20 protein-coding genes and 1 rRNA gene are annotated in these 19,428 nt (G+C 40.4%); 18 read left to right on the forward strand and 3 right to left on the reverse strand.

The features are described 5' to 3' along the window. Positions 1–85: 85 nt before the first annotated feature. On the forward strand, positions 86–721 hold the full coding sequence (locus HYG88_RS13320) for a TetR/AcrR family transcriptional regulator (protein WP_178883247.1): 636 nt from the start codon (positions 86–88) through the stop codon (positions 719–721). A gap of 54 nt (positions 722–775) precedes the next feature. On the opposite strand, the gene HYG88_RS13325 is transcribed toward HYG88_RS13320, so the two are convergent. Next, positions 776–1,399 (reverse strand): thiol:disulfide interchange protein DsbA/DsbL, encoded by a 624-nt coding sequence (locus HYG88_RS13325; protein ID WP_178883248.1) that lies wholly within the window; start codon positions 1,397–1,399, stop codon positions 776–778. 169 nt (positions 1,400–1,568) lie between these two features. Between HYG88_RS13325 and ubiG the strand changes: the two genes are divergently transcribed. The 11 genes from ubiG (at position 1,569) to HYG88_RS13380 (ending at position 11,584) form a co-directional block, all read left to right on the forward strand. Next, positions 1,569–2,282 (forward strand): bifunctional 2-polyprenyl-6-hydroxyphenol methylase/3-demethylubiquinol 3-O-methyltransferase UbiG, encoded by a 714-nt coding sequence (gene ubiG, locus HYG88_RS13330; RefSeq protein WP_178883249.1) that lies wholly within the window; start codon positions 1,569–1,571, stop codon positions 2,280–2,282. Then, positions 2,282–2,980, forward strand: coding sequence for an HAD family hydrolase (locus tag HYG88_RS13335; RefSeq protein ID WP_178883250.1), 699 nt, complete (start codon positions 2,282–2,284; stop codon positions 2,978–2,980). The genes ubiG and HYG88_RS13335 overlap by 1 nt, the downstream gene beginning before the upstream one ends. A 31-nt stretch (positions 2,981–3,011) precedes the next feature. Continuing rightward, a complete protein-coding gene (locus HYG88_RS13340; RefSeq protein WP_178883251.1) occupies positions 3,012–3,758 on the forward strand; it encodes a YciK family oxidoreductase in 747 nt (248 codons plus the stop codon). A gap of 179 nt (positions 3,759–3,937) precedes the next feature. Further along, complete coding sequence (locus HYG88_RS13345) at positions 3,938–4,321, forward strand: RcnB family protein (RefSeq protein ID WP_087536667.1); 384 nt, start codon at positions 3,938–3,940, stop codon at positions 4,319–4,321. Between the two features lie 111 nt (positions 4,322–4,432). Beyond that, on the forward strand, positions 4,433–5,788 hold the full coding sequence (gene argA, locus HYG88_RS13350; protein ID WP_178883252.1) for an amino-acid N-acetyltransferase: 1,356 nt from the start codon (positions 4,433–4,435) through the stop codon (positions 5,786–5,788). A 310-nt stretch (positions 5,789–6,098) separates the two neighbouring features. Beyond that, positions 6,099–7,091, forward strand: coding sequence for a sulfonate ABC transporter substrate-binding protein (locus tag HYG88_RS13355; RefSeq protein WP_178883253.1), 993 nt, complete (start codon positions 6,099–6,101; stop codon positions 7,089–7,091). A 141-nt stretch (positions 7,092–7,232) separates the two neighbouring features. Further along, positions 7,233–8,408 carry an FMNH2-dependent alkanesulfonate monooxygenase gene (ssuD, locus tag HYG88_RS13360; RefSeq protein ID WP_178883254.1) on the forward strand — a complete coding sequence of 392 codons (1,176 nt, stop codon included), beginning with the start codon at positions 7,233–7,235 and terminating at the stop codon, positions 8,406–8,408. Further along, positions 8,405–9,208, forward strand: a complete 804-nt coding sequence (ssuC, locus tag HYG88_RS13365; RefSeq protein WP_178883255.1) for an aliphatic sulfonate ABC transporter permease SsuC — start codon at positions 8,405–8,407, stop codon at positions 9,206–9,208. Before ssuD ends, ssuC begins: the two co-directional genes overlap by 4 nt. A 13-nt stretch (positions 9,209–9,221) precedes the next feature. Continuing rightward, a complete protein-coding gene (locus HYG88_RS13370; RefSeq protein WP_087547339.1) occupies positions 9,222–10,028 on the forward strand; it encodes an ATP-binding cassette domain-containing protein in 807 nt (268 codons plus the stop codon). Positions 10,029–10,270: 242 nt separating this feature from the next. Then, positions 10,271–10,882: a TetR/AcrR family transcriptional regulator gene (locus HYG88_RS13375; RefSeq protein WP_004907340.1), complete on the forward strand. Its 612-nt coding sequence runs from the start codon at positions 10,271–10,273 to the stop codon at positions 10,880–10,882. A gap of 303 nt (positions 10,883–11,185) precedes the next feature. Next, the gene (locus tag HYG88_RS13380; RefSeq protein WP_178883256.1) at positions 11,186–11,584 is read left to right on the forward strand and encodes a hypothetical protein; all 399 of its coding nucleotides are present in this window, start codon (positions 11,186–11,188) and stop codon (positions 11,582–11,584) included. Positions 11,585–11,814: 230 nt separating this feature from the next. Here HYG88_RS13380 and HYG88_RS13385 read toward each other — a convergent pair whose 3' ends face one another. Next, complete coding sequence (locus tag HYG88_RS13385) at positions 11,815–12,381, reverse strand: hypothetical protein (RefSeq protein WP_004907347.1); 567 nt, start codon at positions 12,379–12,381, stop codon at positions 11,815–11,817. A 183-nt stretch (positions 12,382–12,564) separates the two neighbouring features. Between HYG88_RS13385 and ribF the strand changes: the two genes are divergently transcribed. From ribF to HYG88_RS13415, 6 genes are all read left to right on the forward strand, one after another. Beyond that, positions 12,565–13,566: a riboflavin biosynthesis protein RibF gene (gene ribF / locus HYG88_RS13390; RefSeq protein ID WP_178883257.1), complete on the forward strand. Its 1,002-nt coding sequence runs from the start codon at positions 12,565–12,567 to the stop codon at positions 13,564–13,566. A 60-nt stretch (positions 13,567–13,626) separates the two neighbouring features. After that, a complete protein-coding gene (gene ileS, locus HYG88_RS13395) occupies positions 13,627–16,464 on the forward strand; it encodes an isoleucine--tRNA ligase (protein ID WP_178883258.1) in 2,838 nt (945 codons plus the stop codon). Then, positions 16,457–16,996 carry a signal peptidase II gene (lspA, locus tag HYG88_RS13400; protein ID WP_005403815.1) on the forward strand — a complete coding sequence of 180 codons (540 nt, stop codon included), beginning with the start codon at positions 16,457–16,459 and terminating at the stop codon, positions 16,994–16,996. Before ileS ends, lspA begins: the two co-directional genes overlap by 8 nt. After that, entirely contained in the window at positions 16,989–17,471 is a 483-nt protein-coding gene (locus HYG88_RS13405; protein WP_178883259.1) for a peptidylprolyl isomerase, read from the forward strand. The genes lspA and HYG88_RS13405 overlap by 8 nt, the downstream gene beginning before the upstream one ends. A gap of 105 nt (positions 17,472–17,576) precedes the next feature. Then, a complete protein-coding gene (locus HYG88_RS13410) occupies positions 17,577–18,119 on the forward strand; it encodes an NADPH-dependent FMN reductase (RefSeq protein ID WP_178883260.1) in 543 nt (180 codons plus the stop codon). Between the two features lie 327 nt (positions 18,120–18,446). Continuing rightward, entirely contained in the window at positions 18,447–18,992 is a 546-nt protein-coding gene (locus tag HYG88_RS13415; RefSeq protein WP_178883261.1) for a type 1 glutamine amidotransferase domain-containing protein, read from the forward strand. Positions 18,993–19,058: 66 nt separating this feature from the next. Here HYG88_RS13415 and rrf read toward each other — a convergent pair. Continuing rightward, positions 19,059–19,173, reverse strand: a 5S ribosomal RNA gene (gene rrf / locus HYG88_RS13420). Between the last annotated feature and the right edge of the window lie 255 nt (positions 19,174–19,428).

Here is a 19,428-nt window from a genome sequence, read left to right on the forward strand (position 1 = left end):
TATATAAAAGCATTGCTTAGCGTTATGATTAATAACACACTAATGCAAATGCCGTTTAGAACACTATGAGGAGCCTATAAGCATCATGAATCCTGATCGTCATACTCAGTTCTTAATTCGTAAAGAAAAAATTTTGCAGGTTGCAGAAAAACTTTTATTAGAAAACAACCAAGAAATGACCTTGGATGAACTGGTTGCCGAGCTAGATATTGCTAAAGGTACTTTATATAAACATTTCCGCAGTAAAAATGAATTACTGTTGGAACTGATTATTCAAAATGAAAAAGAAATCCTAAAAATTTCAGAAAAATATAACACTGATGTTAAAGAATATGCGCCTCGCTATATGCTTTATCATTTAACCTCACCGAGTCGTACGATTTTACTGCATCAGTTAGAAGAACATCTGACGATGACTGAGTCCAAGCTCAAACATCTGTTCGATGAGCTTTATGCAATCCGTCAGCAACGTATTGTTTCTTTGAAAGATATGACGGAAAAATATTTAAAATCACAAAATTATGATATGTCGATTCGTGACTATCTATCTTATATTTGGTCACTGACTTACGGCGCAGCGTTATTACTGAACTCGAGTTATTACCAGCGTTCAATTGGTTCTCGTGAGAAGCTGATTAACCTGTATGTAAACCAAGCTCTGTCTTTACCGACACAAAAAGTTCAAATCGATTTAAAAGAGTTTCAACTGGAACAGCCCTAAAATAAAAAGGACCGTATTGAACAGTCCTTCTTTACACCACCACAAACCCGTAAATTATTTACCGCCCTTGCGCTCTTTCTCAAGCAGATAGTCAACTACCTGAGTTACCTTGCCATCTTCACCTTGCACCACATATTTACCCGCAACCACCACGGCTGGCACACCCGTCAACTGGTACTGCTGCGCCAACTGATTAGATTCAGCCACTTTTGCAGTGATTGGGAAAGAGTTAAACATACTGTTAAATTTCTGTTCAGGCACACCATAACGAGCAAAGAATTTTGCTTGTGATGCTTGATCAAAAATTTGTTGTCCGCCGTCATGGATGGCATGGAACAGTGGAATATGGGTTTTCTTACGTACACCTAGTGCCTCAGACACATAGTAACCTCGAGCACCCTGCTCCCATACTTTATTCATCGCTGCTGGCGTACGGAGGAAATATACATCGCTTGGAATCTTCTTTAACCACGTTTGCATATGTGGTTCAAGCTTAAAGCAGTGCGGGCAACCGTACCAAAAGAATTCACGTACTTCAATTTTTCCCGCTGGCGCAGCTGTTTTACCCGGATTGGCAACCACAGTATAATCTTTACCAGCAACAAAATCAGCAGCCATTGCATTCATCGAAAATGCCATTACAACCGCACTTAAACCACCTAATACTAACTTTTTCATTGAGTTTGCTTTTCCTCTAAGCATTTTTCGTAAGTTTATATGCTAAATATAAATCAAACACGATCAATTTGTTTTGCTTCTGTGAAGTTTTTTATAGGATTTATCGCTTTTTTTTCAAGAATCGCTACACTAGACCTAGATCATTATGCCAATAAATAGAGGTGACACCATGTCGCAATTGAATGTTGACCCACAAGAAATCGCAAAATTTGAAGCATTGGCTGCCAAATGGTGGGATCAACATTCTGAATTCCGCCCACTTCATCAAATCAATCCTTTACGTTTAAATTGGATTGACGAACGAGTTGGTGGCTTAGCAGGTAAGAAAGTGCTTGATGTTGGCTGTGGTGGCGGTATTTTGGCAGAAAGCATGGCTCGTCGTGGCGCTGATGTTTTAGGGATCGACATGGGCGAAGCACCGCTGGCTGTAGGACGTTTACACGCACAGCAAGACAATGTGCAAAATATTGAATATCGTCAAATCCCAGTTGAGGAGTTGGCGCAACAACATGCAGGACAATATGACGTAGTAACTTGTATGGAAATGATGGAGCACGTTCCTGATCCAGCCTCAATTGTCAAAGCCTGTCAAACACTGGTTAAACCTGGTGGACACGTCTTCTTTTCGACCATTAATCGCAATCCAAAATCATATTTATTCGCAATTATTGGCGCAGAATATGTCCTACGTTTGTTACCAAAAGGCACGCATGATTATCATAAATTTATCCGTCCTTCAGAAATGGCGCATGATATTCGTAACGCAGGTCTGAGTCTAAAAGAAATGACTGGCTTACATTACAACCCTATCACTAAGCATTATTGGTTAGCACCCAATGTAGATGTGAATTATATGGTTCATACCACAAATACAGGTGCCTAATGAAAGCCGTTTTATTTGATCTTGATGGTACTTTGATCGATACTGCTGCAGATTTTATTCGCATCATTCAACAAATGTGCCGTGATGAACAACGTCCTGTTGTTGATGCAGCAACCATTCGCACTCAAGTGTCTGAAGGCGCACGGGCAATGGTCAAATTGGTGTATCCAGAATTGGATGTGACCGATCCCGTCTTTCTCGCCCATCGCCAGCGCTTTTTAGATGTATACGGTGACAATATTGTGGTTGATACGGATTTATTTGTTGGGATGTATCCTCTGCTCGAAGAACTTGAGGCAAACCAGATTCCTTGGGGAATTGTCACCAATAAACCACGTGGTTTAAGTGAATCATTATTGGCTGAATTAAATTTAACTGAACGCTGTGCAGTTTTGGTTTGCCCTGAAGATGTCACGCATACCAAACCCGATCCTGAACCGATGTATCTAGCGGCGAAACAGTTGAATCTGGATGCCAAAGACATTATCTATGTGGGGGATCACCCACGTGATATTGATGCAGGTCGAAATGCAGAGATGTATACCATTTTGGCGGCTTACGGCTATTTACCAATAGAATCTCGTGATGATCTGAACGCTTGGCAAGCAGATGCAATTATCCAAACTGTGACTGAATTACATCAACTGCTCAAACAGAAAATCTCTGCTTTATCAGAAAATCAGGGTATGATGAGCTAAACATTCAACATAAGAACTAGGAGGCATAACAATGAAATATTCAGAATATCAACCTCGTCCAGATCTACTCAAAGATCGTATCATTCTCATCACGGGCGCAGGTGATGGAATTGGTCGAGCTGCTGCTCTTAGTTATGCCCTTCATGGTGCAACTGTGGTTTTGCATGGACGTAGCCTGAATAAACTTGAAGTCATTTATGATGAAATTGAAGGTTTAGGTGCACCACAGCCTGCAATATTGCCATTACAGCTTTCAACTGCATCCAGTCATGACTATGAGCTTCTTGTCGATACGCTTGAGCAACAATTTGGTCGCTTGGATGGAATTTTACATAATGCGGGCATGTTAGGTGATCGAGTTGAACTAGCGGATTACCCTGTTGATGTTTGGGACGATGTCATGGCCGTAAATTTACGTGCACCTTTCGCGTTAACTCAAGCATTATTACCACTGCTTGAAAAATCTGAACATGCTTCAGTGGTATTTACCAGTTCGAGTGTAGGTCGTGAAGCTCGTGCTTTATGGGGAGCATACTCTGTTTCTAAAGTTGCAACCGAAGCAATGAGTAAGATTTTTGCAGCAGAAAACACCTATCCGAATATTCGTTTTAACTGCATTAATCCAGGCGGTACCCGTACAGCGATGCGTGCGAAGGCTTACCCAGAAGAAGATCCAAAAGTCCTTCCAACGCCAGATAGCATTATGCCTGCATATCTTTATTTGATGGGTGATGATAGTTTAGATATGAATGGGCAAAGTATTGATGCTCAATCTTAACCAATTGAATATAATAAATTTAAACAATATTAAATACGGGCTTCGATGATACTTTTCTAGAGAAATTGCTTAAGGATCTCCATCTTTTTAATGGAATAATGAATTGATCTTCACAGTTTCTCTGCATTTTTAAGGTACAGTTTTCACATGAGAGACATCCGAAGTCCATAAGGTGCATCATGAAAAAATTTTTCATTATCTTGGTTTTAGGTTCAACAACCCTATTGAGTAGTATGGGTAGTTTTGCAGGTCCACATTTTGATCGTGATGATGACTCACGCGGTGGGGGCTGGCAAGGTCGTAACTTTGATCGTCCAGATGATGAAAACCGTATGCGTGAACGTCGTATGCGTGAAGAACGTGGTGTTGAGCGTTTAAAACAACATCGCTGGCAAGCAGGTTACGTCATGCCACAGCATTATCGCGGAAACGGCTACAAAGTTGATTATAAATATAATAATCTCCCACGCCCTGGTCGTAATGAGCAATGGTATAAAATCAATAATGATTTTATTTTAGTCAATTCTGATGATAATAGTATTATCCGAATCATGGGGTTCTAAACATATTCTCGGACGATGACTGTACAAAGTTGAAGCGTTGTTTTAGGAATAGATTTATCTTTTTATTTTTTTCGTTAGAATCAGATAAATTGATGTATATCTGAGATGAACATGGCGAACCAAATAACTGAAACTTCACATAGCACAACGCAAGATTATGTGCATTGGTTTCGCCACTCAGCACCATATATTAATGCCCATCGTGATAAAACTTTTGTGCTTATGTTTGGTGGTGAGGCCGTCTTACACCAAAACTTTCAGCATATTATTCATGATATTGCCCTATTGCATTCTTTAGGGATTCGTTTGATTTTGGTGCATGGCGCACGACCACAGATTAACCAGAACCTCACTGAACGGAATATTGAAACACCTTTCCACCAAAACCGCCGCATTACCACACGTGAGTCACTGCGTGGGGTGATGAATGCCGTGGGTTCAATTCGTCTCGAAATTGAAGCTCTTCTATCAATGGGCTTAGCAAATTCACCCATGTATGGTGCCCGCATTGATGTCGTTTCGGGTAACTTTGTAACGGCTAAACCCTATGGCATTCGGGATGGAGTTGATTTTCAGCTCACAGGTGAAGTCCGTTCAATTGATACCGATGCGATTCAACGTCACTTAGATAATCATAATATTGTGTTACTAGGGCCTACAGGTTACTCAACCACTGGAGAAGTATTTAACTTATTGGCGGAAGAAGTTGCGACTAAAACAGCAACTGCATTACAAGCCGATAAATTGATTTTCTTGGGTGAAAAACAAGGATTAATGAATGAGCAACAACAATTATTACGTGAATTAAGCTCGTATCAACTTGAACCTTATATTCAACAATACCAAACACAATATCCAGAATTCGCCTTACACCTCAAACAAGCTCAACAAGCTTCATTATCTGGGGTGCATCGTGTTCACCTCATTTCATATACTTATGATGGTGCTTTGATTGAAGAACTATTTACACGCGACGGGATTGGCACTTTAATCACAGATGCCCACTATGAAGAAGTACGCATTGCCAATATTCATGATGTTGGCGGTTTAATCAACTTATTACGTCCACTCGAACAGGAAGGTATTTTAGTCTATCGTTCACGTGAACGTCTTGAAAGTGAAATAGAACAGTTCGCAGTGATTGAACGAGATGGCATGATCTTAGCCTGTGCAGCGCTCTATCCTATTCCGGCTGAATCAGGTGAAATTAAATCTGCTGAAATTGCCTGTGTCGCTGTCGATTCGAGTTATCGTAAATCAAATCGTGGTAGCCAAATTTTGCAATTTTTGGAAACCAAAGCGAAACAACAAGGTATTCAACAACTGTTTGTTCTCACGACCCGTACCGCACATTGGTTTTTAGAGCAGGGTTTTAGCCCAGCAAGTGTTGATGATTTACCGAATGCTCGACAAGCGCTGTACAATTATCAGCGTAATTCCTTAGTCTTCAAAAAAGTTTTGTTCTAATTATATTTGACTTGAAGATATCTTTATTTCTGATAAAGATATCTTTTGACTTCTTTCATTTTTATTTTTATTCAGCTCATTAGAAAAATAAGCGCACTGTTTTTTTAAAAATCAAAATATAAAACAGAAACTTAATTGTGAATTAAATTTCAATACTTATTCATCTTCTCAATAACATTATCTATTTTTCTATTTTGCACTTTTCATCATAAGCAAAGCCCAATTATTTATTTTTTATGCATTAAAAAAAGTTTTAGCTTAATTGCTCAACTTATTTAGATCTTATAATTTTCTGGGGAGCACAATCAACATGGCTATTTTTATCAATCGCTCATGGGCAACTTCAACCATCATCGCAGCAACTATTGCTGGCGTAATGGGCGTTGCCGGTTGTGCAAAAAAACCTGAGCAGCAAGCAACACCAAAACAAGAAACCACCACATTAAATATCGGCTTTCAAAAGTATGGCATTTTGCCGATTGTCAAAGCAAAAGGTGAATTAGAAAAGAATCTTGCTGCTCAGGGCGTCAATGTAAAATGGGTTGAATTTCCAGCCGGCCCCCAACTTTTAGAAGGCTTAAATGTAGGTAGTGTCGTATTTGGCGAGGCCGGTGAAGCGCCTCCGATCTTTGCTCAAGCAGCAAATCCTAACTTGGTCTATGTTGCAAATCAGCCACCAGCACCTACCGCAGAAGCCTTAATCGTTCAAAAAGATTCACCAATACAATCTGTACAAGACCTGAAAGGTAAACGTATTGCATTGAACAAAGGGTCAAACGTTCATTATCTTTTATTGAAATTACTAGAAGCCAATAATTTAACTTTAAACGATATTCAGCCTGTTTATTTACCACCATCAGATGCTCGCGCAGCATTTGAAAAAGGCGCAGTCGATGCTTGGGTGATATGGGATCCATTCTTCGCAGCAGCAGAGCACCAAATCCATGCACGTGTGATCGCAAACGGCGAGCATTTGGTCAGCAATCATCAATTCTATTTAGCTGATCGTAAGTTTGCGGAAGGACATCCCGAAGTTCTAAAAACACTGGTAACAACATTGAATCAAACCACAGATTGGGTAAAGACCCATCCTGATGATGCTGCAAAATTACTCGAAAAACCAACTGCACTTGAACTCGATGTTTTAAAAACTTCAATTTCTCGTATGGGTTTTGGTGTTCAGCCAATTTCTGAAAAAGTTGCAAAAGAACAGCAGTACGTAGCTGATGCCTTTTTTGCTCAGAAATTAATTCCAAAGCAACTGGTCATTGCAGATGCTGTATTAAAAAACCAAGTTCAATAATTGAGAGTCTACTTTAGGTAATTTCTCATTGGTTTTGATTGTGATCAATCAAAGTGCTTTATCCCCCATGCAGATTGCAATCTAAAACACGATGCAATCTGTCTCATTCACATGATCTCATTCTTCATAAGGAATATCGACATGAATATTTTCTGGTTCATCCCCACTCATGGTGACAGCCGTTACTTAGGCACCAGCAAGGGCGCACGTCAGGTCGATCATGCTTATATGAAACAAATCGCCGTTGCTGTCGACAACCTTGGTTATGCTGGCGTATTGATTCCAACAGGTCGTTCTTGTGAAGATCCATGGATCACAGCAGCCAGCCTCATTGATGTAACCAAACAATTAAAGTTTTTGGTGGCACTACGTCCCGGAATTACGACCCCCGCATTGGCGGCGCGCATGGCTGCTACCTTTGATCGCCTCTCCAATGGTCGTATTTTACTCAATCTTGTAACAGGCGGTGACGAGCAGGAACTCAAAGGCGATGGTCTATATGAAGATCACAGTACTCGTTATCAGACTGCCTCTGAATATGTCAAAATTTGGCGTGAGATTCTGACTCGTTCCCATACAGGCGAATCCTTTACTTTTCATGGCGAACGACTCAGTGTCGATGAAGCAAAATTACTTTATCCACCTGTGCAAAAGCCCTATCCTCCGCTATGGTTTGGTGGATCATCAACAGAAGCAACTGAACTCGCCGCTGAACAGGTTGATACTTATTTAACTTGGGGTGAACCACCTGCCGCGGTAGAAGAAAAAATTAATCATTTACGTGCTCAAGCAGCAGCCAAAGGACGTACTCTAAACTATGGTATCCGATTGCACGTGATTGTTCGTGAAACCAATGAACAAGCTTGGGCTGCCGCGGATGAACTCATTCAATATTTAGATGATGAGACTATTGCAGCAGCGCAGAAAAAATTTGCACAAATGGACTCGGTCGGGCAGCAACGCATGGCGGCTTTACACGGCGGACGCAAAGATCAATTAGAAGTCTCACCAAACTTATGGGCAGGTATCGGTTTAGTTCGTGGCGGTGCAGGTACAGCTTTAGTCGGCGATCCAAAAACTGTTGCTGCACGTATTCAAGAATATGCTGACTTGGGGATTGATACCTTTATTTTCTCTGGCTATCCACATTTGGAAGAATCGATCCGCTTTGCTGAATTAGTATTTCCACTTCTGCCACTCAAAACTCGTGAGAAACTGACACAACCACATCTCACAGGTCCTTTTGGTGAAATCATTGCCAATAACTATGTGCCTGAGGTCAAAACACCAAAAGCGTTGGTTAAGGAGGAGGCATGAGTACAACACCATTTCTAAATAATGTTTCACGTGGAACACAAAAAATAGGCAAAGGTCTCTTGCCGTGGTTGTTTCCCGTTTTATTGCTACTGATTTGGCAAGCTGCTTCAAGTTCAGGTCTATTACAAAGCCGTGTATTACCTGCTCCAACTGCTGTAGTGAGTGCTTTTTGGCACTTACTGATCAGTGGTGAACTTTGGCATCATGTCAAAGTCAGCGCAGGTCGTGCCCTGCTTGGTTTGTTGATCGGCGGTGGTCTCGGACTACTTTTAGGACTACTTAATGGTTCATCACGTATTGCATCGACCTTACTTGATACCACATTGCAAATGATCCGCAATATCCCTGCACTAGCACTCATTCCGCTGGTAATTTTGTGGTTTGGTATTGATGAAACAGCCAAACTCTTTTTAGTCGCAGTAGGTGTATTTTTCCCAATCTACATCAATACCTATCATGGAATTCGCTCGGTAGATCCTCAGTTGATTGAAATGGGTAAAAGTTACGGACTCAATCGCTGGCAATTGTATAAAGAGATCATTCTACCCGGCGCAATGCCTTCTATCTTAGTGGGACTTCGCTTTGCCTTAGGTTTAGTTTGGGTACTGCTTATCGTGGCAGAAACGATTTCCGCTCAAGCAGGTATCGGCTATATGACCATGAATGCACGTGAGTTCTTGCAAACCGATATCGTTTTGGTCGGTATTTTACTTTACGCCATACTTGGAAAATTAGCGGATGTGTTGGCGCGAGCGCTAGAGCGATATTTATTACGTTGGCATGCAGGCTATCAAAAATAAAAAGGTCAACTATATGAGTAATCTAAATTTAAATTTCTATGAAAATCCCTTGATTCAACCCATTGGTGAATCTGAAGCATCGAATACTGCAAACAATAGCAATGGGGCAAATATTCTGATTGAACAACTGTATAAGTTTTATGGTGAAGTCAAAGTGCTTGAAGACTTAGACTTAAATATTCAAGCAGGTGAATTTGTCGCCATAGTAGGTCGCAGTGGTTGTGGTAAAAGCACCCTACTCCGCTTAATCGCCCAACTTGAAAAACCCAGTTATGGCGAGATTAAATTTCAGTCCGCAAGAAACTTTCGTGAAGGCATCACAAACGATGATATTCGCGTTATGTTTCAAGATCCACGCTTACTTCCGTGGAAAAATATTTTACACAATGTACAATTAGGTTTACCAAAAGATCAACACCTACTTGCTGAAAATTTATTAGAAAAAGTAGGCTTAAAAGACAAATCCACACAGTGGCCAACTCAACTCTCTGGAGGTCAACGTCAACGTGCCGCATTAGCCAGAGCACTTTCTCATGCACCACGTATTTTATTACTGGATGAACCCTTAGGGGCGCTAGATGCTCTCACACGTTTAGAAATGCAAAGCCTGATTGAACGCCTTTGGAAAGAACAAGGTTTTACTGCAATTTTGGTCACACACGATGTGAGTGAAGCGGTACAATTGGCAGATCGAATTATTTTGCTAGATCAAGGACATATTGCACATCAATTTCAAGTGAATTTACCACGACCACGTAAGAAAACTATTGCATTTGCGCAGTTGGAACAACAAGTGTTAGATGCGGTTTTAGCAACTTAAAACCGCACCATGATCATAAATTCCACTGGATATGCATCAAAAAATGAGCTTATTCATCAGCATTTAACACTGAATTGTTTACAAAATATGTAATTCATTTTTTAGATTTCAAGTATTATCAATTAGATCGCTTCAATTCATCTTGGAACTGCGTATTTTTCGACAAAAAAACTGTGTTATTGTGCACAAATCGGACAATTTATCTTACAATGTCAATGACATTTTTTGAATCAAGCTCGCAGATGGAACAGAAAAAAAGTACACAAAAGCGCAATCAACTGCTGAATGCTGCCCTCGATGTTTTTTCCGTCTATGGATTCAGTGGTGCTAGTCTGGATGAGATTGCCCAGCTCGCAAATATGCATAAATCCAATATTTTCTATTATTATGAAAATAAAGAGTCTCTTTATGTTGAAGTGCTCACCACGGTATTACAAAAGTGGCTTGCACCCTTGCAAACGCTAGAGTCTGAGCTTGAGCCAACTGAAGCCCTCACTCACTATTTAATTCAAAAAATTGAAAGCTCGCGTGATCAACCGAAAGCCTCACGTTTATTTGCCCTTGAGATTATTCAAGGTGCGCCGCATATTTTACCAATCTTAAAAGGCCCTTTGAAAAAGCTATTTAAGCGTAAAACCAAGGTGATTCAAACTTGGCAAGAACAAGGTAAATTGTCGGCAGAGATTGACCCTGAATTGTTGATTCTCAATATTTGGGCAATCACCCAAAATTATGCTGATTTTTCGACGCAAATGGAAATGGTCACAGGTAAAACTTTGCGTAACCGTAGTATGTTTCAACGTACGGTTGAGCACACTGTGCATATGATGTTGTATGGTGTGTTGCCACGTTAAGTTTTCTTTAGTTAAAAGCTTTAATTTTAGCAATTGAAATACATAAGAAAAGCGACTCTGTGAGTCGCTTTTTCTTGCCAAATAATTAAGGCGATTATTCAATTGAGCTCATCAAAAATATAGAAAATTGATTAATAAACATACGTGAAACGTGAAAGATCAAGAAAAACCGTTCCAGAGTGCTATTTACTGAAACAAATTTATTTAAGATATTGATAATAAATGAAAAATTCAATTATTTCGCATAAGGCGTATTATGTTAATTTTAGAAAAATTTAATTATTGCTCTAATAAGTGAAAGAAATGAAAGTACATTTTTTTTGGATAGACAGATGGAATGATGGTGACCTATTCCCAGCAGCAGGAAGCTATGATGCACCTAATACTTTTAAAGGATTAATATTTAGTTTTTTGAATGATGACGAAGGTCATGGAATAAAATGTTTAAGCAATTGGATAGATGAAGGACTGATTGAAATTGAAAAAATTTCAAATGGTGAATTAAATTACTATGACATGTGGGCATTTCATGCTTGGGGAGCGGAAATAACTAAGGAAAATGTTTTAATTTATTGGGGGTATGATGATACTAAATATGATGAAAATATGAGTTTTGAATGCTTTTATAGAATTATCAAAGAGTGGGGAGCATTTTTAAAAATGGTACCAAGCTTAGACCAAATTGTTGAATTTGAGTGTTAATTTTAGAAAAATTTTAAATTTGATCTGTTATATAAGATATGGCTAAAGCGAATCTCCCTTTTATAAAATTACCTCTTTTATCAATATAATTTCGGATCTATCACATTAATGTTTTGGGTCCATTTAACATAATGGCCGTTATGCGAACCCAACATGCAAAATTATTTACTTTCAATACTTTATAAATAAAAATGTTTAGTAGAACGCACTACAGTGTTAGATCGTTGCATTTAAAAATGCGCCTGATACAACGCCAATAATTTTTGTGCGCCAAGCAGCAGATTCTCTTCCCAATCTAAATGAGCCGTATCATTGGCACCATCTGTAATATATTTGACTGAAATCAAACGCACCCCAAGCTTCTGGCACACTTTGGCGAGGGCATAGGCTTCCATGTCCACCAGATTACAGGATACTTTTGGCTGTCCTGTTTCAAAGGAGTCACCTGTACCACAGATCCCTTTAGGTAAATGTTCAAAATGCGGCTGAACATGGATTTCGGCAGGAATGTCCTCATCCATTGGGGTCACGCCCACGGCAAAACCCAGCGGTGACACGTCCATGTCCCGTTGCACGAAAGTGATGACCTCAACTAGACTATGTGCATCGAAGTGTGAACTGCCTGCACTACCTAAATTGATCAGCGTTTTGCAGCCTGTCTTTTGAATCACTTCAAAGGCTTTAAATGCTGCATTAATTTTGCCAATGCCACTATAGTGAACCTGAATGCCTGCCTGCTCAAACAGACCCTTTGATTCATTCGGCAATGCCATGATTAAAGCAATATCAGACTGCATCGTGATCACCCAACAATTTAAAATGCGTAGTGTAGCGAATTATCCACCAGAATAAAGCGGGCTAAGCAATCACCCTAAAAAGCCTTTCTCCGAATTTTTTACTGATGAAAAACACAACAACAAGACGAAACGCTGAGAATATGGCAATATATAGCCTTTGCAAAATCACTGTATTTAACGCCCATGAAGTTGCTTCGTCTCAACGCATTATCGCCAGATTTTCAGTTACCGCCGACTGCGGTAACGATTGGCAATTTTGATGGTGTCCATCTTGGTCATCAAGCGATGATTGCCCAACTCAAAACATTGGCAGATGCCAAAGGCTTAAAAACATTGGTGATGATTTTTGAGCCACAACCGCTTGAATTTTTTAAAGGTTATGATGCACCTCCTCGCATCAGCTCGCTCAGAGAAAAAGTAGAATATTTAACTGAACTCGGTGTGGACTATATTGCAGTTGCGAAATTTGACCAATATTTTAGAAGTTTAAATGCCACTGAATTTGCCGACCTACTCAAATTAAAACTCAATGCACAAAGCTTGGTGCTAGGCGATGATTTTCATTTTGGCAAAGACCGCCAAGGCAACAGCGAATTTTTACGCGATTATGGCTTTGATGTCACCAATTTAAATACGGTGGCACTGAATGGAGAACGAGTCAGTTCAACCCGTATCCGTCAGGTTCTACAGCAGGGCGACCTTGCTTTGGCGGCAAAGCTGCTGGGCCGTCCCTACAGCATTACGGGACGGGTGCAATATGGCGACCAGATTGGACGCACCCTTGATTTTCCAACCATCAATGTTCGTTTAAACCGTCATAAACCTTGTTTAAACGGCATTTATGCGGTGGATGTCGTCTGTGAAAATGCCTCACTCACAGCAAAAACAAAGCACACTGATCCTGCTTTGAACGGAATTACAGGCTATCAAGCTGATAGTTTGTTTGGTGCAGGTCATGTCGGGACACGCCCAGCCATCAAACAAGAACATCCAGAGTGGCGATTAGAAGTACATTTTCCTGATGTTTCTGCTAATCTGTATGGCTTATTGATGCGGGTGACTTTTCTTCACTATCTACATGGTGAACTGAATTACCCTTCGCTTGAAGCACTCAAAGCTGGAATTGATGATGACGTGCAAAAATTACGAGACTATCGTGAACGCACACCAGAATTTCCTTTTTAAATTTAAATTTCATTTGTAATACATGTCAGTTTAGACTGATAAAACTGGAAGAAAACTTGCATGAGCGATAAGCAAACTCCTGAAAATGCAGTGGATTATAAAGCCACACTCAATTTGCCAGATACTGAATTTGCCATGAAAGCAAATTTGGCTGTGCGTGAAGCCAAATGGTTAGAAGAGTGGTATGCCGACAACATTTATCAGCAGATTCGTGCATCGCGTATTGGCAAGAAAAAATATGTACTTCATGACGGCCCTCCTTATGCCAATGGTCAAATCCATTTGGGTCATGCAGTCAATAAAGTCCTCAAAGACATTATTATTAAAAGCCGTGTTATGGATGGCTTCGATGCACCATACGTACCAGGTTGGGACTGTCACGGTCTGCCAATCGAACTGAAAGTCGAAGAAAAAGTCGGCAAAGTGGGCGTTAAAGTCGATGCTTCAACTTTCCGTAAAGCGTGTCGTGAATATGCCTACACCCAAGTCGAATTACAGAAAAAAGACTTCGTGCGCATGGGCGTGTTTGGTGATTGGGATAATCCTTACCTCACCATGAACTTTAAGCAAGAAGCAGACATTGTTCGTTCGCTTGGCGCAATTGCCAAAGCAGGTCATATCGAACCCGGCTTAAAACCTGTGAACTGGTGCTTGGATTGTGGTTCTGCGCTCGCAGAAGCTGAAGTTGAATATGAAGATAAAAAGTCTGATGCAATTGACGTTGGTTTCACCGTTGTTGACCTTAAAGATTTAAGCAGCCGTCTTGGTGTTGATGTCCAAGAAGTGACTGATATTGTGATCTGGACAACCACACCTTGGACGTTGCCTGCCAACCAAGCCGTTGCACTCCATGCTGAAATTGACTATCAATTGGTTCAAGTGACAACTGAACATGGCAAGCAAAACTTTATTCTTGCCAAAGATCTGGTTGAATCTGCAATTGAGCGCTATAAACTTGAAAATCCAGTGGTACTGGCTGATTTTAAAGGTTCAGCAATCGAGAATGTCTTATTACAACATCCTCTGATTACTGATCGCCAAGTGCCTGTTATTTTAGGTGAACACGTTATCGCAACCAGCGGTACAGGTGCAGTACATACCGCTCCTGGACACGGTGTGGACGACTATAAAGTCGGTCTGCAATACAATCTAAAAGTCGATAATCCTGTCGGTGGTAATGGCGTATATTTACCAACTGCACCGATTTTTGCGGGTGAGCATATTTACAAAGCCAATCCAAAAATTATCGAAGCTTTGGGTGCTGTCGGTCGTCTATGGGCGCATCAGCCAATCAAACACAGCTATCCACACTGCTGGCGTCATAAAACCCCAATTATCTTCCGTGCGACACCTCAATGGTTTATCAGCATGGATGCTAAAGGTTTACGTCAGACAGCCTTGAATGCGATTGAAAATGACATCGAGTTTGTCCCAGATTGGGGTAAAAATCGTATTCAGTCGATGATTGAAGGACGCCCTGACTGGTGTATCTCACGTCAACGGACTTGGGGTGTACCAATCCCATTCTTTGTACACAAAGATACCAATGCTTTGCATCCTCGTACGCCTGAATTGATCGAAGAAGTCGCTCAACTGATCGAACAAGAAGGGATTGATGGTTGGTATAACCGTGATGCGAGCGATTTTATTGGCGCAGATGCTGAACAGTATAATGCCGTACGCGATACACTTGACGTTTGGTTTGACTCAGGTACTACACATTATGCAGTGTTGCGTGAACGTGAAGAGTTACAAGACCCAGCAGATCTGTATCTTGAAGGTTCTGACCAACATCGTGGCTGGTTCCAATCGTCATTGTTAACTTCAATTGCGATTAATGAACGTGCACCGTATAAGGGTCTACTCACTCACGGTTTCGTCGTGGATGAGAAAGGTCGTAAGATGTCTAAATCATTAGGCAACATCATCACCCCACAAGATATTATTAAAGATATGGGTGCAGATGGCTTACGCTTCTGGATCGCATCTGCTGACTATCGCTATGAAATGACCGCAGGTAAAGAAATCTTTAGCCGTGCCTCTGATGGTTATCGTCGTATCCGTAATACTTTACGTTTCTTATTGGCAAACTTAAATGGCTTCAAACCATCAACTGATGTTCTACCTGTAAATGAGTTGATTGCATTAGATCAATACATCTTACAACGTGCTGCTGATGTTCAAAAAACCATTCAGCAAGCCTATGAAGAGATGAATTTCCATATTGTCACCAATGCATTGACCAACTTCTGTATCAATGACTTGGGTGGTTTTTATCTCGACATCATCAAAGATCGTCAATACACCACCAAAGCGAATTCACAAGCTCGCCGTTCAGCACAAACTGCGTTGTATCATTTAGTACAAGCTTTTGTGCGCTGGATGTCACCAATCCTGAGCTTTACTGCTCAAGAAGCTTGGCCATTGATCCCAGAGCAAACTGAGAAATATGTATTTACTGCTGAATGGTATGACATCCCAACGGCATCAACAGCAAACTTGCTTTCAGAAGCAAATTGGCAAACATTGATTAGCGTAAAATCAGCAGTAAATAAACAGATTGAAGCAGCACGTAACGCTAAACTTGTTGGTAGTAACTTATCTGCAAAAGTTGAACTTTGGGCAGATGAAGCATTACAAACATTATTAAATCAGTTGGCTGATGAATTACGTTTCGTCTTGATCACGTCTCAAGTCATCGTTTACCCGTATGCTGAACAAGGTGAAAGCACGGATCTCTCAGGATTACGTGTCCAAGTCTCCGCAGCAGATGGTGAAAAATGTGTACGTTGCTGGCATGTGCTGCCTGATGTAAATACACACGTTGGCCATACTGGTTTATGCGCTCGTTGTATCGTCAACGTCACTGGCAGTGGCGAAGTGAGAAAGTATGCCTAATACACAAGCAAAAAAAGGCTTGTTTCAATTTTATCCGCACAATTTACTTTGGCTCGGGCTATCAGTCCTTGCCATTGTGTTAGATCAATGGACAAAATGGATTGCAAGTACACACTTAAACTATGCCGATCCTGTTCCTGTATTACCTTTCCTGAATTGGACATTACTGCATAACTATGGTGCTGCATTCAGTTTTCTTTCTGATGCTGGTGGCTGGCAACGTTACTTTTTTACTTCTTTAGCAGGCTTTGTCTCGATTATCTTTATTTTTTGGTTAATGAAAATGCCAAAAAAGATGATCATCCTTCCGATGGCAATTGCATTAATTCTCGGTGGTGCTATAGGCAACCTCATAGACCGCGTCTCATTGGGTTATGTCGTTGACTTTATTCATGTCTATTATCAAGACAGTCACTTCCCTGCTTTTAATATTGCAGATAGTGCGATTACCTTAGGAACAATCCTGCTACTTATTGATACTTTCTTCCTTGAAAAGAAACGTATCCAAAATGCGGAAACAAAAAATGTCTGAAATTATCCAACCAAACGAAGAAATTCGCATTCAAGATGGCTCAAAAGTCGACTTACATTTTTCTGTATCCATTGAAAATGGTGTTGAGATTGACAATACACGTAATCGTGAAGAACCCGTCAGCCTCGTAATTGGTGATGGTAACTTACTACCAGGATTTGAAAAGGCATTGTTTGGTTTACGTGCAGGCGACCGTCGTACTGTTCATTTACCCCCTGAAGATGCGTTTGGTCCTTGGAATCCTGAAAATATCCAAATCTTCGATACTGTAAAGTTTGAGCAACGTCCGATCGTTGGTCATATGATTGAGTTTGAAGATAAAGCCAAAGCGACCTTGTTCGGTATCGTAAAATCCGTCAATGATGACACTACAGAAATTGATTTTAACCATCCTCTTGCTGGTAAAAATATTACCTTTGAAGTAGAAATTTTCAGAGTCACCCCAGTTGGTCAGCAAGGCATCAAATTGATGTAACAAAAAAGCTCTCAAATGAGAGCTTTTTTTTACGCTAAAGAAAAGTATAAGATCATTAAAAGTATTCATTTTTAAAATCAAAGCAATAACACAGGAATTTTTACTATGCTCATTTATATTGTTGTTGGTAGTGTTCGCGAAGGCCGCACGGCAATTAAAGTGGCCAATTGGGTACTACAAGCAACCACTGAACTCGCATTCAAAGATATTCAAACCGAAATCATCGATCTTAAAGAGTGGGACTTACCTTTATTTGCAGGTGCTCATCCTCCAGCTTCTGGTATTTATGATCAACCTAAACAACAGCAGTGGGCAGATAAAATTGCGCAGGCACAGGCATTTATCTTGATTAGCCCTGAATATAATCATGGCTATAGTCCAGCACTCAAGAATGCCTTGGACTATCTCGGTAAAGAATGGCAAGGCAAATCTGCTGCTTATATTGGATATGGTTCAACCAATGGCTCACGTTCAATTGATCAAATCCGTCAGGTAGGTACACAACTTGGGCTGGTTGATTCTAATGCGGTTCTTGAAATCCGAGATATTTTTAAACGAAACCAAACAGAAACTTTTGAGGCAAATGAATTTGAAATTAAGACACTCAAAGCCATCATTGAAAAGCTACAAAAATATCATGTGAGATAGATGTCAGCTTAAACCTACAATAATTAGCGTCTTTAAGCAATATACGGCCATCAACTTTAGCTTTAATCTATCAATCATAGAGAGACAGGAAGTCTCATTCAGAACAACAAGATGCACAGGATGTAGTTGTTTAAAGGAAATAAACGACAATAAACTGAATATCAAGAAGCCCCGTCAGGATGATGGGGCTTCTTTTTTTATTATTTTCACTATGTAACAAAATTTGATAGCGTATCCATTGAGATACAATCCACCGATGAAAGCCCTACACTTTTCAGGATTTTACTTTGTTAACCTAGAGACAAAATAATATTGAGGAATTTCACAATGGTTAGAAAAGCATTATTTATCACTTCAAATGTAGGCGTAGAGCATGATGAGCTGATTCAGCCACTGGAGTTTTTAAAAGGAAAAGGCATTGAAGCCATACATGCCGCCGAAAAAAAAGAATCTGTACAAACGGTAAAAAGTGATAAAGAACCTGGTCCAAGCTACCCTCCACAAGCCTCATTGGAGCAGGTCTCAGTGGAAGACTACGATATTCTGGTTATTCCTGGCGGTACAGTCAACGCAGACACCCTTCGTCTTAATGAACATGCGCATCGGATCATTCAATATTTCACTGATCAAAACAAACCGATTGCCGCCATTTGCCATGCACCCTGGACTTTGATTAATGCCGAGCGTATTAAGGATAAGAACCTGACCTCTTATAAAAGTATCCGCCTCGATCTAGAAAATGCAGGCGCACATTGGACAGATGAAGCTGTTAAACGCTGTAATACAGGGGGCTGGGTACTCATTACTTCACGCTGCCCAGATGACATCCCCCAGTTTAATGAGGCGATCCTAAGCGAACTGAACAGCTTGTAAAATTCTGCATTGTTTAGACATAAAAAACACCCCTAACCGTTAGGTTAGGGGTGTTTCGTATTTAAAAGCTGGCGATGACTTACTCTCACATGGCAAGTGCCACACTACCATCAGCGCTAAGAGGTTTCACTTCTGAGTTCGGGAAGGGATCAGGTGGTTCACTCTTGCTATTGTCGCCAGCAAACTGTTGTGGTGTTTTGGGGTCTTATTGATCATGTTGTGTTTTCACTTCATGTCTGCCTTACTTACGAACCAAAGAGTTATTAACGGATTAGATATTGAGTCTAACTTTGTGTTCAGCATTTTAACTAGTTTCTACACTAAATCAAGTTGTGTATTGAATTTATCTTGAATACAACAACTGTTTGGGTGTTGTATAGTCAAGCCTCACGAGCAATTAGTATTGGTCAGCTTCACACGTCACCGTGCTTCCACA

It is taken from the genome of Acinetobacter sp. SwsAc4, assembly GCF_013391535.1.
Taxonomy (GTDB): Bacteria; Pseudomonadota; Gammaproteobacteria; order Pseudomonadales; family Moraxellaceae; genus Acinetobacter.